The 15,150-nt window shown below is 59.0% G+C and carries 12 protein-coding genes; 6 read left to right on the forward strand and 6 right to left on the reverse strand.

Annotated elements, in window-relative coordinates; all coding sequences use genetic code 11:
• Positions 1 to 31: 31 nt before the first annotated feature.
• On the reverse strand, positions 32 to 841 hold the full coding sequence (locus KFE13_RS12445; protein WP_260703438.1) for a hypothetical protein: 810 nt from the start codon (positions 839 to 841) through the stop codon (positions 32 to 34).
• A 242-nt stretch (positions 842 to 1,083) separates the two neighbouring features.
• Between KFE13_RS12445 and KFE13_RS12450 the strand changes: the two genes are divergently transcribed.
• Positions 1,084 to 1,329 carry a hypothetical protein gene (locus KFE13_RS12450; protein ID WP_260703439.1) on the forward strand — a complete coding sequence of 82 codons (246 nt, stop codon included), beginning with the start codon at positions 1,084 to 1,086 and terminating at the stop codon, positions 1,327 to 1,329.
• Positions 1,326 to 2,120: a septal ring lytic transglycosylase RlpA family protein gene (locus KFE13_RS12455; RefSeq protein WP_260703440.1), complete on the forward strand. Its 795-nt coding sequence runs from the start codon at positions 1,326 to 1,328 to the stop codon at positions 2,118 to 2,120. The genes KFE13_RS12450 and KFE13_RS12455 overlap by 4 nt, the downstream gene beginning before the upstream one ends.
• Here KFE13_RS12455 and KFE13_RS12460 read toward each other — a convergent pair whose 3' ends face one another.
• Genes KFE13_RS12460 through KFE13_RS12470 form a run of 3 tightly spaced genes read right to left on the reverse strand, consistent with a single transcriptional unit; the run spans position 2,121 to position 6,051 of the window.
• A complete protein-coding gene (locus KFE13_RS12460; RefSeq protein ID WP_260703441.1) occupies positions 2,121 to 2,621 on the reverse strand; it encodes a hypothetical protein in 501 nt (166 codons plus the stop codon).
• A gap of 20 nt (positions 2,622 to 2,641) precedes the next feature.
• The gene (locus tag KFE13_RS12465; protein ID WP_260703442.1) at positions 2,642 to 4,312 is read right to left on the reverse strand and encodes a metallopeptidase TldD-related protein; all 1,671 of its coding nucleotides are present in this window, start codon (positions 4,310 to 4,312) and stop codon (positions 2,642 to 2,644) included.
• Positions 4,312 to 6,051, reverse strand: coding sequence for a TldD/PmbA family protein (locus KFE13_RS12470; protein ID WP_260703443.1), 1,740 nt, complete (start codon positions 6,049 to 6,051; stop codon positions 4,312 to 4,314). The genes KFE13_RS12465 and KFE13_RS12470 overlap by 1 nt, the downstream gene beginning before the upstream one ends.
• Before the next feature lie 225 nt (positions 6,052 to 6,276).
• On the opposite strand from KFE13_RS12470, the gene KFE13_RS12475 reads away from it, so the two are divergent.
• Positions 6,277 to 7,611 carry a M48 family metallopeptidase gene (locus KFE13_RS12475; protein ID WP_260703444.1) on the forward strand — a complete coding sequence of 445 codons (1,335 nt, stop codon included), beginning with the start codon at positions 6,277 to 6,279 and terminating at the stop codon, positions 7,609 to 7,611.
• An 8-nt stretch (positions 7,612 to 7,619) separates the two neighbouring features.
• Positions 7,620 to 7,991 (forward strand): histidine triad nucleotide-binding protein, encoded by a 372-nt coding sequence (locus KFE13_RS12480; protein WP_260703445.1) that lies wholly within the window; start codon positions 7,620 to 7,622, stop codon positions 7,989 to 7,991.
• Between the two features lie 54 nt (positions 7,992 to 8,045).
• Here KFE13_RS12480 and KFE13_RS12485 read toward each other — a convergent pair whose 3' ends face one another.
• The gene (locus KFE13_RS12485; RefSeq protein WP_260703446.1) at positions 8,046 to 9,101 is read right to left on the reverse strand and encodes a response regulator; all 1,056 of its coding nucleotides are present in this window, start codon (positions 9,099 to 9,101) and stop codon (positions 8,046 to 8,048) included.
• 1,046 nt (positions 9,102 to 10,147) lie between these two features.
• Between KFE13_RS12485 and KFE13_RS12490 the strand changes: the two genes are divergently transcribed.
• Complete coding sequence (locus KFE13_RS12490) at positions 10,148 to 10,846, forward strand: OmpH family outer membrane protein (RefSeq protein WP_260703447.1); 699 nt, start codon at positions 10,148 to 10,150, stop codon at positions 10,844 to 10,846.
• A gap of 346 nt (positions 10,847 to 11,192) precedes the next feature.
• Here KFE13_RS12490 and lepA read toward each other — a convergent pair whose 3' ends face one another.
• Positions 11,193 to 12,995 carry a translation elongation factor 4 gene (gene lepA, locus KFE13_RS12495; protein WP_260703448.1) on the reverse strand — a complete coding sequence of 601 codons (1,803 nt, stop codon included), beginning with the start codon at positions 12,993 to 12,995 and terminating at the stop codon, positions 11,193 to 11,195.
• A 175-nt stretch (positions 12,996 to 13,170) separates the two neighbouring features.
• On the opposite strand from lepA, the gene KFE13_RS12500 reads away from it, so the two are divergent.
• Positions 13,171 to 15,108, forward strand: a complete 1,938-nt coding sequence (locus KFE13_RS12500) for a lytic transglycosylase domain-containing protein (protein WP_260703449.1) — start codon at positions 13,171 to 13,173, stop codon at positions 15,106 to 15,108.
• Positions 15,109 to 15,150: the final 42 nt, after the last annotated feature.

Here is a 15,150-nt window from a genome sequence, read left to right on the forward strand (position 1 = left end):
TCTTCTAAAACCCCAGGCGGGGAAGGATGACTCAATGTTTTCTGCGCTGCAGCCGACTGATAATCTCTCCGCCGAACTCGGAGGCGAGATGTCCGACGGAGCTGCCGCCAAGCGAAGTCGCCCAGGTCTGCATGACCTGCCCTGGATGGACGTTTCGTTCCGGGTAATAGGTATGGGTCAGCGCTGCCGATCCACCGGTTCCCAGGATGAAGGCATAGTTCGGAATGCTGCGGCCGCCATCGGTGCGTCCGACGATTGTTCTCGTCACTGCATAAATGGCGCGATGGGCGAAGCTGTGTCCCGGACCCATCTGGTAGTATCGCGGGTCCTGATGAAAGACAACGGAGAGCACCGAATCGGAGAAGATCTCCTTGCCCGAGTTCAGTGCTGCGGCTGCGCCAAGCCGCTGAGCGAAGGCCCTTCCATCGGAGCCATAGTTCGGCGAAGTGTTGACGAGATGCGACCAGCCCGCCGAAGCGGCCCAGCCCAGCATGCTGTACGGTGTCACAGACTCGCGCAAGCCTAGCAGGACCTTGTCGCGTGCGTGCTGTGGAGCAACAGGCTGTCCCGCATGAATCCGTTTGATGTAGGCAGGTGCTTCCGGCCTTGTCGCTGGATTCGCGGTTTGTACATCAGGATCGAGGACCAACAAGGAGTTATCCGCTGAGCTGCTGAAGCCAACGGCATGACTCCATGTGACGCTGGGCGCATCGGGTAGCGAAGAGGGTGTGACTGCTACTCCATCTTCAGCCAGGGCACGGCAGGTCAAAACAGAAGACACAAGCAGGGCGGCGATCATAAAGCGATGCGCCATCAGGAAAAGAGAGATAGATACCGTCAAAAAAGCAGCTCCATAATTTATTTACGGTCTCGCATCTCCACGGGAAGAAGCGGGTCTGACGGCCTTTGAGAATTGCCCCCTGATTGAGGGACGCATGCAGGACGCATCACGTTGTATGCATTGTGACCGATTGTTCGTAATACATCCGACGTTACCACCTCGGCACTGCAATCGGAATAGACGCTCAGAATGATTGACCCTGCTTTTTCCTCATTTCGATAATGGACGTTGGAGAAGTGTGCATGGTCAACGAGACGCCGAAGTCTGGATGGGAACAGCGCCTGCACGAGACCGGTTCGCGTTTGGAAGACGACCTCCGGCGGTTGGTTACCTACTTCAACGACGAGGTTGTGCCTGAGGTGCGCAGGAGTGGCACGGACGCTCTGCGCGCCGCGGCGCAGGAGCTGAACCGCATGGCGCAGCGCATGGATGAGCGTGCCGGACGAACGCCTCCGCCTCCTAAACCCGAGGATATGCGGAAGCCGTGAGCGGAATACGCATTGCCGGAGGCTGGGCGTGCCGTACGGCTGTAGCGTCTGCTGTCATTCTTGTGCTGATGACTTCGGGCTGCCATAAGAAGCGGGTGGTAGCACACCGTACGCCACCGCCGCCTACGCCGAATGGAACGTACTCGCGTGGCTCAGGTTCATCGAGCGCATCGGGGTCATCGACGGCAACTGCGCCAAAACCTGTTCCGCTGCCGCCCGATCTGCGCGGGAAACCGGCGTTGGTGGAGACGGGAATCGCCAGCTGGTATGGTCCTCCCTATGCAGGACGCAAGGGTGCGGATGGCACCGTGTATGACCAGAATGCGATGACGGCTGCGCACCTGACGCTTCCGCTGGGTTCGATGGCGCGCGTGACGAATTTGACGACGAATCAGTCGGCGCTGGTGAAGATTACCGATCGCGGGCCGTTTGTGCATGGCAGGATCATCGATCTCTCACTGGCCGCGGCAAAGGCAACCGGCGTCTATCACATGGGTGTGGCGCAGGTGCGCGTGGAGGCATGGACGCCGCCACCCAGCACGAGTCCGACGGCCATTCCCGGAGGCCGCTGGTGCGTGCAGGTAGGTGCATTCCAGAATGAGAAGGATGCGGTCCGCTTGAAGAATGATTTGATCCGGCGTTACGCGACGGCCAAGGTGATCGAGTTCCCCGGTCCTACAGGGCATTGGGTGAGAATCAATCCAGCGAGGCCGGACAAGACAAATGCAACGCAGGTGGCCCAGAGTATCCATGTCTCGGGCGCAGAGCCGTACCTGATTCGTACAGATTGATTAGCGGATGACCCGCTTCCCTGTGCGGCGCTCCAGCTCTTTGATGAACTCGTTGGCGCCGGCGTGATTCCAGGTGTGCGTAATGCTGACGCGGTTGGCGCCGAGCACACGCGTCATGCGTCCTGCGCCGATGGCCTGGATGCTCATCACGTCGGGATAGCTGATTGACTTGGTGCCACGCAGCCAGAAGTGTTGCGTGAGTCCGGTTGGCGTAAGAACGATCGTCCCGGGCATCTGTGCGAGGACGAAGACGGCGAGCGCGAAGATCAGCACTGGGAGCCACACGGGAATATGGTGCTCGCGCTGCCACAATGGCCACGCGAAGAGGACAAAGTAGAGCGGCAGAACCAGTGCACGTCCCCACAGAACGACGGGCTTGAGCGGGAAGGCGAGGCCCTCCGGAGTCTGGCGTGCCGAGCCTTTAACCATGCGTCCTGCGTAAAGCAGGGCAAAGAGAGCGGCGATGGCGAGTAGCTGGAGCGACTTAGGATCGAGCTGCATATCGAAATTCTTCTTTAATTTTATTTCTGCATCGGCGGCGGCGGATAGTAGGGCAACTTCTGCTGCTCTTCGTTGGCACGCTTGACGCCGATGTCGCCGAAGAGAAGGCTGGGCACGATCGTGGTCTGAGGCAGTGTGCCCAACTGATCGTTGACGTAGGGATCGTCACCCGCAGCGATGATCTCGGAGCGCAGGCTGCGATTGTCCAGCTCGTCGAAGGCGGCGCCGCGAACCAGCTGGCGCGTGCCGTCAGGGTGGACGCGATAGAGCAGACGCGGCACCTCGCCGCCCATCGTTTCGACCGCGTAGACATCACGCTTCTGCTCCTTCGCCATATCGAGGAGCTTCTGTGTCATCTGCGAAGCGGGTGTCGGATTGCCGGAGGAAACGATCAGGACGCCCGAGCGCGAATGAGCGGGCGCGCCGGGAGCTGCGCGGCCATGCCCGTTGGATGAGGGAAAGTCCTTCACCGGCGTGCGACCGATGAGGTAATTGTCGAGTCTGCCATTGGTCACAACATGAACGGATTGCGCGGGCACGCCTTCGTCATCGATCTGATAGGCGCCGAGGACGGCGTGACCAGCGAACTTCGCTTCCAGCGGGTTGTCAACAACGCTGATGAACTCGGGCAGAACGCGGGCCTTGTAGCTGGAGGTATAAATACCGGTCGTACGCGCGGCAGTGCCGAGCTCTGGGCGATCGGCTTCGATGTTCGGGACGAAGAGGCGGTTCATGACATCGGAGGCCGCGTCGCCGGAGAAGAGGACGGGCCCGTGATAGTCCTCGGCGTCGACGATGGGAGCATTGCGCAGAGCGTCGAGGCTCTTAAGGTCGTCGATGACGCGCTTGCGGAAAGCCGGCCAGCCTTCAAGCTCGGCAGCGGTGACAGCGACCGAGCCGTTGTCGCGACCGAGGCGCATGCCGTCAGGAGCCTGCGCGCCGACGCTGATGGCATTGTTGTACCCGCTGCTTGCATAGCGTGCGATGGTGCCTTCAGAGTTCACGAGGTAACGGTTCAGCGCCATACCGCGAATGTTCGCCGTGGAGTACTGGATCTGGTCAGCAAAGCTGCGAACTTCGGGTGCGGTGTTGTAGAGCCCGCTGGCATCGATAATGCGGCGTCGCCATTCGGCGCGATCGATCTCGAGCTTGCGTAGCGGCTCGATGTGGACGAAGGGCTTCTCCTGCGAGAGGTCCTTTTCTTCACGCGTTGACTGGAAGCGTTCCAGAGCCGCGCGTTTTGCAGAGTAGGCGCGCAGTGCATTCTTATAGGCGTCGTCGGTCGCAACCCAGAGAGCGTACCGAAGAGCATTCGGATCGTTGTCCTCGGGCCCAAGCTGTACAGAGCCTTCGCCGCGCCCGGAGCTGGAGTCGAGCGTGTAGTCGCCTACGCGAACACTGACGCGGACGATGCGCTGGTGCCCCTCTTCTTCGCGAGTAAGCGCACCATAGTTGGCGACAGCCTCGTAGGTGGTGAAGTCGTCGAGGCGGTACTCGATGAAGTAGGGCCGCTCCATACCAGGTAGCAGAAGCTGGCTCTTCTCGCGCTCAAGCTCAGCCTGCATGGCCTTCAGGAGGGGATCGTCGATCTTCGTCTGCGCACGCGTGATGGGTGCAGCGATAAAGAGGGAGGTCATCGCAAGTGCAATCGAAATGGTGCGCTTGTTGCGGAGCAAGGAAAGGGTATTCATTACTTGATCTCCTTTCCGGCATCGCCGACGGGCGGTGGAGGCAGGATCGGCGGACGATTATTGCCCTGCGCCTGGCGCTGTGTCTCAATTTCGCGCACGAGCATGGCAGGCGCGACGGCACTGACGGGGATGCTGCCGGACTCGGCTCCGCAGATGCCGTTGAAGATCTCCTGATGATTGTCGGTCGCGACGATGCGGTTGAGCGCAGCCTGCGGCGTACCCACGATGGAGACACCGCGCACCAGCTCATCCGGGCGGCCATCGACGTAAACGCGGTAGACGACAAGCGGAATGACCTGGAAGGCCTGCGGCGAGCGGCGCGTTGTGACCGCGAAGCCCGAGGAGATGTCCTCGAAGTAGAGACCGTAGGGCTTGCCCTGCTTCTTCGCCTCGTCAATCAGCATCTGACGCAGCTCCTTGTCGCTGACAGTCTTGGTGGAGCTGACGATGAGATTGCCCTGGCGGCCCGTGGGCATGCGTCCGGTCTCGGCGCGTCCGTGGCCGTTGGTGTTCGAGAAGCTGGCGATGGGCAGACGCGACATCAGGAAGGTCTCCAGCACACCATCCTTGATCAGGTCGACGCGGCGCGCAGGCTGGCCCTCATCGTCATAGCTGTAGTGTCCGCTGAGCGATTGACCGTCGAAATTCTTCAGTGTGGGATCATCGGTGACGCTCATGAAACTGGGAAGAATCTGCTTGCCCAGCAGCTTGGTGAAGGTCTGCCCTTCATCATCGCCGCGCTGGCGCTGGCCCTCAAGGCGGTGGCCGAGAACCTCGTGGAAGAAGACGGCAGAGGCGCGTCCGCTAAGGATGGCCGGGCCGTTGAATGGTTCGGTAATGGGTGCACTGCGCAGGGCGACAAGGTTCTTCGCCATGGCGGAGATCTTTTCGAGGACGGCCTTCTGGTCGGGAAGATGAGTGAGCGAGTCGGCCTCAAAGGTCTCGGCGCGGAAGAGGTCCATCCCATCGGCAGCGCGAGTGCGGGCGACAACGACGAGCCGCGCGACCTGATTGGGAGTCGCAACCTTTGTTCCCTCGGAAGAGACGAAATAATCCGTCTCGGTGGAAGACTGCAGGATGACCGTGTCGAAGAAGACGTCAGGATATTGGCGGAACAGCAGGGAGATCTCGCGGAGGCGCTTCTGCCAGATGGCCTTGTCAACGCTGAGTTGTGGCGCTGCAGGCAGGATGTCCGTCTTCGGTGATTCGGCAGAGAAGTCGGCCGAAGCATCTTCTTCCTTGGCGCGAACCTGCTGCTCAGTCTTCACCTTCATGTAGCTGTCGAGCGCCTTGGCGTAGCCGCGATTGGTGGCAAACCAGAGAGTGCGCTCGATCGCCTCACGGTCGTCGGTGAGCGGCAGAGGAATGGTGGTCAGCGCGCTGGCGCGGTGGTCGCCGTGCGTGTTGTCCTGCTGCGGTGTGCCGACGCGGAGCTGCACGTCGGCGATGCGGCGGTGACTCTGGTTCTCAAGCGCGATGGCTCCATACTGCGCCGTCATGCTGAACGTGTCCGCGTCCGCGACAGAGTAGCTGATGAAGTAAGGCTTCGGCTGCTTGTCGCTTCCTGTTGAGCCGAGGGATGCAACCGCGCGATTCAGCTCCGCGCTCATGGCGTCCAGCAGCGCTGTATTTGCTTGCAGCTTGGGTTCGGCGGCATGCGTAGAGGCAGCAGTAACGATAGAGAGGGCAGAAACGGAGAGACTCAGGGCAAGGCCGGTTACGGCACGGGATCGCATCATTGGAGGAAGAACTCGTTTCACCTGCGGAAAATCCTGACTAAGGGCGAGTGTATCGGAAAGACGGGCGATAGTGCTTCCTATGGGGAGGATGAAGGTGATTCTCCATTCTCTATGTGACGTGACGGTGGTATGCCCGTCCATAGAGACAGTTGCTGAGATGAGAGGAGTTGCCGGAGAACAGCTATTCGTGCAAACTGACACAACCCCATGGACCTGAAAGGCCTTATGCGCATCCGTATCTTTGCCGTCTTGCTATTTCTGTTGACTGCTATCGTTCCTCTGCTGAAGGCGCAGGCAAGCGCTGCTCAGGGCACGCAGCAAACTCCGGCGGCGCAAGAACAAAAGACAACAACGAACGATGCGGGGGCCGCCTATTCGCTCCCACCGGAAAAGCTGGCTAAAGCGATCGCCTATTCGCGCATTCGTGTCATATTGGATTTTCTGGGCAGCGGATGGGGGATTCTCCAGCTCGTTCTTTTGCTGGCATTAGGCGCTGTGGCCCGTATGCGCGATGCCGCGGTGGGACTGAGCGCGAACCGCTGGGTGCAGGGGTTTGCATTCGCATTGCTCCTGCTGCTGACGACTACGCTGCTTGGCCTGCCGCTTGATCTCTACGCCCATCATGCAGCGGTGGAGTATGGGCAGTCGGTACAGGGCTGGGCCAGCTGGGCGTTGGATGAGGCGAAGAGCTTCCTGCTGGTCTTCGTCTTTGGCGGCCTGCTGGTCATGCTGCTGTTCTGGGTGATTCGCAAATCGCCGAATCGCTGGTGGTTCTGGTTTTGGATTCCAGCGATGCTGATCGTGCTGCTCTCGGTCTTTATTGCGCCGGTGTTGATCGATCCTCTCTTCAACAAGTTCGAGCCGCTGGCGAAATCGAACCCGGCCCTGGTAGACCGCCTGGAGCAGGTCGTGACCCGCGGCGGTGTGCAGATTGCGCCAGAGCGGATGTACCTGATGAAGGCAAGTGAAAAGGTCACAACGCTGAATGCGTATGTTACGGGCTACGGAGCGTCAAAACGCGTCGTTGTGTGGGACAACACCATTGCCAAGGCAACCCCGGATGAGATCAGCTTCATCTTTGGACATGAGCTAGGACATTATGTGTTGAATCACATTCCAGCGACGCTGGCATTTCTTGGCCTGCTGTTGCTGGTGGAGTTTTACCTCGGTTATCGGGGAGTAAGGTGGCTGATTGCACGGTATGGAAAGCGTTGGGGCGTCAGTTCGCAGAACGACTGGAGTGCGCTTGCTGTGCTCCTGCTCGTGCTGGCCGTGCTCTCATTCTTTTCAGAGCCCATCATCAATGGCTACAGCCGCATGCACGAGCATGAAGCCGATGTGTATGGGCAGGAGGCGATTCACGGCATCGTCGCCGACCCGCAGGCAACGGCACAACAGGCGTTTCAATTGCTGGGCGAGATATCGCTCGTCGATCCCAACCCTAACCCGTTCGTTGAGTTCTGGACGTTCAGCCATCCCTCTGTTGCAAGTCGTGCGGCCTTTGCCGCCAGGTACAACCCATGGACGCCGGGCCAGCGTCCTAAATTTTTCAATAAGTGAAAGGGCTCATGAAAACGAACGTCGGCTCTCAGAAACTCTCTCCCGATTGTTTATTCTGCAAGATCCTGGCTGGCGAGATACCAGCGAACCGTGTGTATGAGGACGAGTTCTGCATCGGGTTCCCGGACATCAATCCACAGGCCCCCACGCATCTGTTAGTGATCCCCAAGGAACACATCGCATCGCAGGCGAAGGCGCTGGCAGAGCACAAGCCTTTATTGGGGCACCTGATGTCGGCCGTAGCCGACCTGGCTCGCATGCAAAAGCTGGATAAGGGCTATCGCGTTGTGGTGAATACAGGCGACGAAGGCGGACAGACGGTGCAGCACCTGCATCTGCATCTGCTGGGTGGACGCCCTATGACGTGGCCTCCCGGTTAAAGACGAAAGCTGGCGGATCGAAGCCCGCCAGCCGTCGTGTGTCTTCCAGATGAATTACTGGTTGTAGTTGTTGCTGTCTTCCTCATCCGAGGCGCTGTAGCGGCGCAGAAGATTCGGCAGGTTCTGCGAGAAGGCTGCACGCGGCATAACCGTATCGCAGCCAGCCTCGGTGGCCTTGGCCTTCAGGTCTCCCTGCAGATGCGAGAGGAAGCCGATGATCGAGGTGCCACGCTTCAACTTCGACTTCAGCTTCGGAATCAGTGTCAGCGGCTTGGCGCTCGCGTTGTTCAGATCGAAGACGATAAGTGATGGGCGATCATCTTCTGCGGTAAGTTGCGAGATGACGTCCTTATCGTTCTTGACGAACGCGACCTTGACGCCGAGCTTGCGTGAGGTCTCCTGAATCTTCGCTAGGAAGAAGAGATCTTCAATAAAGAAGAAGATCTTGGTCGGTGCATCCTCCGGGATCGGGATAGCACGTCCTTGCGAGTAATCGATCGGCTGCGAGTCGCTGACGTGGAAGTTGCGGCCATGACCATTGCGGCGGTTTCCATTGTTGCCTGTATCGATGGTCGAAGGCGGTGCGTCGGCAAAATTGCCGTTCACCTCGCGGTAGCTGTGGTCCATCGGGCCGACAAAGTTGCGCGGGCCACGCTGCTGCTTGCCACCGCCGCCCTTCCTCTTGTAGGAATTATTGCCGGGCTGATGCGTCTGCTGATAAGCGCCGGTGGAGTTGAAGTCGGCAGCGTTGCCTGGGTTCTGCCCCCCCCCGTTGCGTTGCCGGTCGCGGAACTTCTTTTTCCAGCGCTTGCCGCCGCTACCCTGCTGATTTCCCTGATAAGGCTGCTGGCCCTGTTGCTGAAAGCCCTGCTGGGGTTGTCCGGCTGCCTGCATCGTAGGAACCGATGCGCCCTGATCGCCAGCCGCCTGCTGCTGCGGCGCGCCCGTGTCCTTGTTCTTCCGCTTACGACGCCTGCGGCGACTGCTTTTCGACTGACCCATACCATGGGGAATGGATCCCCCGGCATACTGCGACTCCCCATCCTGAACGGGGGCCGCGGAAGAACCCTGGTACGAATCAACCTCGGGCATATTCTGTTCTGAAGTCATGCTTCCACTTCCTGTTGCGTCTAACGCAATTAGCGATTCACTCCCACGACGACAGGCTTCGGCGTGCTCGCCTTGGTGGCGAAGCTCGGACCAAACCCGTGGTGCGTCGGAGGAAACAATCTCAAGTTGTACTCAAAACGGACGTCTAATAAATGCTTTGTTGCTGCCGGCTAGTCAAAATCTGCCAGCTCAGGCAGCCGCGGATGGCCTCAATCCGGCCAATCCCTTCACCCTTCACGTTGAACATCCATCGGCAGCGTTGGCTGCGTCACTCGTATGTCCCCACGTATGCCACCAACCTGCGGAAACCCACTATGCATCACGAAACCACTCAAGATGGGTACCACCGCCGGTTAGATCAAGGCCAGAGACAGGGTACGCGCAAGCGGTCAGCTTTGCAAGTCCTTCTTCTAACGACCCTGTTTCTTAACATATCAGATCGTTGCCGATCACCCGTTCCTGAAACAGAAAGAACCTGGCAGAGAGCGAAGAGCAGCCGCATCCCCTTGTGTGGGAGCGGCTGTTTCAGCAATGGCCATCACTGGCCTCCCAAAAACGGATCCTCTTTGCAGAGAACCAGGCCCACCGCAGCGGAGCTGTACCATCATGGGTACGCTCTCTTCATACGGGAACCCACGCTACAGCCTCAACATAGGACAACCCAATGCCCAGGCTGGAAGCGATACTTGATAAGAAGCAATTGGGATACCAATCAGGCCCTCTGAAAATAGGGGCACTTACAGACGTTTTAGGCGCCGCGACGTCCAAAAACCGGAGTCCGCACAGGATCGGCTCCATATTTTGGGATACGTGAATTCACGCTGGTTTTGTTTGACCCGCACCAGTCAGAACCCTATAATCGGGGTGTTCTGGCAGCCCTCTCGCTCCCTGCCGGCCTCAAGGCCGGACGGTCGCGGCATAGGTGGTTCTCTCCTGGTTGAGGGAATCATCGAGCGGATGCAGGGCCATTGGCTCGGAAGGTCGCGATTCTGCACCTACGACCGGATGATTTCTTGAACGATCCCCGAAGGAGTACCAAACACCGCATGAATCGCACCCTTGTTCTTGTCTCCGCCCTCGGCGCGGGACTGTCGACTGCCGCTGCGATGGCGCAGACGGCAACCCCTGCTCCCGCAGCTCCAGCTGCAACGTCCGCAGCCAACACACCCCCGCCACCACCGCAGGCTGTCCCGGCCAAGATCGCCCTGATCTCCTTTGAGCAAGGTGTCTTTGCGACCAACGAAGGACAGAAGGCCGTTCAGGACGTTCAGAAGAAGTGGGAACCCAAGAGGGCGCAGATCGAGTCCCTCGGCCAGGAAGTCGATTCGCTCAAGAAGCAGCTTCAGAGCGCACCCGCCACCATGAGCGATGACGAGCGTGCCACCCGCCTGAAGAACATCGACACCAAGGAAAAGCAGCTGAACCGCGATGCAGAAGACGCGAACAACGCCTACCAGGCCGATGTTCAGGAAGCCTATGCACGGGTTGCCCGCAAGTTCTCGGCTACGGTGCAGAAGTATGTTGCCGACAATGGCTACACCCTGCTGCTCGACGTCAGCAACCAGCAGAACAGCAATGTGATGTGGGCCAGCCAGAATCCGAACACGGATATCACCCTGGCTGTGGTGAATGCCTACAACGCCTCCTCGGGTGTTGCGGCTCCTGCTCCGTCGGCTCCTTCGGCTGGCGCTCCCGGTGCCCGTCCTCGCTCGACGACGCCTGCGCGGACCACTCCCAAGCAGTAACTGATTTTGCAGTACAACCGGCGATCTTCTTCAAGAAGATCGCCGGTTACTCATTTAAGTGCGGATTAGAGCCGTTCTGTGGAAAAACCTGTGAATCGCTGGGCGACTTCGTTCTGTAAATACAACTTTGGGCTATTTTTGCTCGGAAACCGCCATAGAGTGGCCACAGCGCAAATCAATGAAAACATGGAATTTGCAGAGACCATCCGCGGAAATTCTTAATTTGTTGATGCAAAACCGACCAAAGAGCGCGATTTCAGGGGTTTCCACAGATGAAAGTTACACTGCTGTTACGGCGTCCCTGAGAAACGAATAGAAAATCAGGCCAATTACCCGCAAGGGCGACTTACTCTTCGCCCACCTTCAGCACCGCCAGGAAGGCTTCCTGCGGAATGTCGACCTTGCCGATGCGCTTCATCCGTTTCTTGCCTTCCTTCTGCTTTTCAAGAAGCTTGCGCTTACGGCTGATGTCGCCGCCATAGCACTTCGCGATCACGTTTTTGCGAATGGCCGTGACCGTAGATCGAGCGATGATCTTCGACCCGATCGCCGCCTGGATTGCGACCTCAAACATCTGGCGCGGAATGAGTTCACGCATCTTTTCGACCAGTGCTTTGCCGCGGTCATAGGCAAAGTCGCGGTGCACGATGATCGAGAGCGCGTCGACCGGCTCGCCCGAGACCAGAATGTCCATCTTCACCATTGGCGAGATCCACGTCCCGGCCAGATGGTAATCCAGCGAGGCGTAGCCACGCGAGACGGACTTCAGGCGATCGTAGAAGTCGAGCACGATCTCATTGAGCGGCAGCTCGTAGGTGATCATGACGCGCGTCTCAGAGACGTATTCGATATTCTTCTGGCGGCCGCGCTTGTCTTCGACCAGCTTCAGAATGCCGCCGAGGTACTCCTCGTTGGTCAGGATCTTGGCTTCGATAACCGGCTCTTCCACCTGCTCGATTTCACTTGGGTCAGGCCAGCGCGAGGGGTTGTCGACCGTAACGACCTTACCGTCCGTGAGCGTGATCTTGTACTGCACACCCGGAGCAGTCGTGATCAGGTCGAGGTTGTACTCGCGCTCCAGGCGCTCCTGGATGATCTCAAGGTGCAGCAGGCCGAGGAAGCCGCAGCGAAAGCCGAAGCCGAGAGCGACCGAGGATTCCGGCTCGAAGTTGAACGACGAGTCGTTGAGCCGCAGCTTCTCCAGCGCGTCGCGCAGCAGGCCGTGCTCGTGCGAATCAACCGTATAAAGACCCGCAAAGACCATGCTCTTGATATCTTCGAAGCCCGGCAGAGGCTCCGCGCAGGGCCGCTCGACATCGGTAATGGTGTCGCCCACCTTGGTATCGGCGACGTTCTTGATGGTGGCGACGAAGAAGCCGACTTCTCCGGCGGAGAGCTCATCGATTTCGACAGGCTTCGGCGTCATCACGCCCATGCTCTCGATATCGAAGACCTTGCCGTTCGACATCAGCCTGATCTTCTGTCCCTTGCGCATGCGTCCATTGATCACACGAGCCAGCACGATTACGCCGCGGTAGGGATCGAACCAGCTATCGAAGATCAACGCCTGCAAAGGAGCATCGGCATCGCCCTTCGGTGGAGGCAGTAGATGCACGACCGCTTCGAGAATCTCGTCGACGTTCTTGCCTGTCTTCGCAGAGACGGGAATCGCATCGTCGGCAGGCAGGCCGACAGACTTCTCGATCATCTCCTTCGTGCGCGGAATATCGGCGCTTGGCAGGTCGATCTTATTGATGACGGGGATGATCTCAAGCCCATTCGAAATGGCGAGATAGGCATTGGCAAGCGTCTGCGCCTCAACACCCTGGGAGGCATCGACGACCAGCAGCGCGCCCTCGCACGAAGCCAGCGAGCGCGAGACCTCATAGCTGAAGTCCACATGACCGGGCGTGTCGATCAGGTTGAGCTGATAGGTCTCACCGTCGCGCGACTTATACATCATGCGTACCGTGTGGGCCTTGATCGTGATGCCGCGTTCGCGCTCCAGATCCATCGCGTCGAGCACCTGCGCCTGCATCTCGCGCGAGGTCAAGCTACCGGTCAGCTCAAGCAAACGGTCCGACAGGGTGGACTTGCCGTGGTCAATGTGCGCGATGATCGCGAAGTTGCGAATGTGACTGGGATTCATACGGTGTGACGGGATGCCTCAATCTTCAATGATAACAGCGCATCGAGCACTTCTAACGTTAGGGATAGCGATGGCTAGTCCGCCGAATAAGAATTTTTGCGCCGACCGGCGGGAGGCCCCGGCGAAGTCGGTATACGCGCCACGCAGTAGCTACGTCATACAATGAGCAGGAACAATGCTTCGGCAAACGGAACAACATCATCTGCATCATCTGCGGCGCTGGCTGCTGACGCTGGGATGCGCGCCGCTCGTTTTACTGGCAGGCTGTCCGCAGAACAATGCGGCACAGGCCGGTGCGCCGGGCAAGCTCTCACCGCAGGCCACGGCTCCTGTTCCTGCAGGAGCGTCGCAGGCTGCCGCATTGCCAACGACGGCCCAGACCGTAGAAGACTCCGCCAGGGCGTACAAAGCGCAGCAGCTCATCAATCGCGTCGAGCAGATCTATCGCAGCGGCGTCGATAACTACCGCGCAGGACACCTCGAAGCGGCGCGCGCAGATTTCGATTCGGCCGTCGATCTGATGCTCACCAGCGGTCTCGATCTGAAGAAGGACCCGCAGCTCTCCGACGAGTTTGAGCATCTGCTCGATTCGGTCAACGCGCTCGAGATTGCGGCGCTGAAGCAGGGGAATGGACTCTCGCCCGCCATTGAAGCCGCGCCTCTCGATGCTGCAAATGAGGTGACGTTCAAATCGGACGCAGCCCTGAATGCTCAGCTCTCCGCCGAGCTGAAGACGACGCAGTCGGATTTTCCGCTTGTCGTCAACGACTACGTCGCCGGCTTCATCAATTACTTCTCCAACTCGCAGACAGGCCATGCACACCTGCTTCGCTCGCTTGAACGTGCCGGCAAGTACAAGGACATGATCCAGCGCATCCTTCGCGAAGAGGGAGTGCCGCAGGATGTCATTTATCAGGCGGTCACGGAGTCCGGTTTCCAGCCGCAGGTCGTCAACCGCTCCTCGGGTGCAGCAGGCATGTGGCAGTTCATGCCGTTCACCGGAGCCTATGGTCTCGCGCGTAACGGCTGGGTAGATGAGCGCTTCGATCCCGAGAAGTCCACGCGTGCCTATGCGCGCTACATCAAGACGCTCTATAACCAGTTTGGCGACTGGTATCTCGCCATGGCTGCTTACGACTGGGGGCCGGGCAATGTGCAGCGCGCGGTGATGAAGACCGGCTACGCCGACTTCTGGGAGCTGTATCGCCGTGGCGTGTTGCCGGGCGAGACGAAGAACTACGTTCCGGGCATCATCGCCGCCATCATCATGGCGAAGAATCCCGCGCAGTATGGGCTCGACAAACTGGTGCCAATGGCGCCCGTCATCTCCGACACCGTCACGATCGACTACACGATCGACCTGCATCTGGTGGCCGATGTGACCAACGCCTCGCTGCAGGAGATCGTAGCGCTGAATCCTAGCCTCTTGCGTATGAGCACACCGCACGACACGCCGTTCGACCTGCATATCCCCGCCGGTACGAAAGATGCCTACGTCGCCCGCATCAAGGAGATTCCCGAAGAGAAGCGATCGAGCTGGCGCTTCCATGTGGTTCGCGCCGGTGAATCGCTGGACTCGATTGCGACCGTGATGCACGCGCGCGCCAGCGAGATCGCCGAGACCAATGGCATCACAGCAGGCGAGAGTGTGGATGAAGGGGATGAGCTGATCATTCCGGTCACGGTAGCCGCGGCCGCATCACGCCCTTCGCGCTATACCGTTCGCCGCGGCGACTCCTTGATTACGGTCGCAGACCGGTTCGGAGTCTCAGTCGAAGAGCTTCGCAGGTGGAATCATCTTTCATCGAGCACGGTCTCTCCCGGTCACGTACTGCTCGTCGCCGAGCCGGTGAAGCTTGCGCCGGGAACGCGCGTTCGCGGAAAGGGTGCACACGGTAAGCGCAGCTCGACGCATGGGGCCACATCGTCGAAACATGCAGGCGGGAAGGGCTCATTGCGCGCAAGTGCGAAGTCATCGAGCGTGAAATCGTCGAGCACGAAGACGACGAAAGCTTCGTCTTCAAAGGGTGGTGCTGCGTCTTCGTCGAAGAGCAAAACCTCCTCTTCGAAGTCGTCTTCCAAATCCAAATCGAAATCGAAAGCTGCACGTTAAGTTTCCTTACAAAAAAGAGTGCTTGCTATTTTCTGGCGCATG

The sequence above is a fragment of the Edaphobacter flagellatus genome, from assembly GCF_025264665.1.
Taxonomy (GTDB): Bacteria; Acidobacteriota; Terriglobia; order Terriglobales; family Acidobacteriaceae; genus Edaphobacter; species Edaphobacter flagellatus.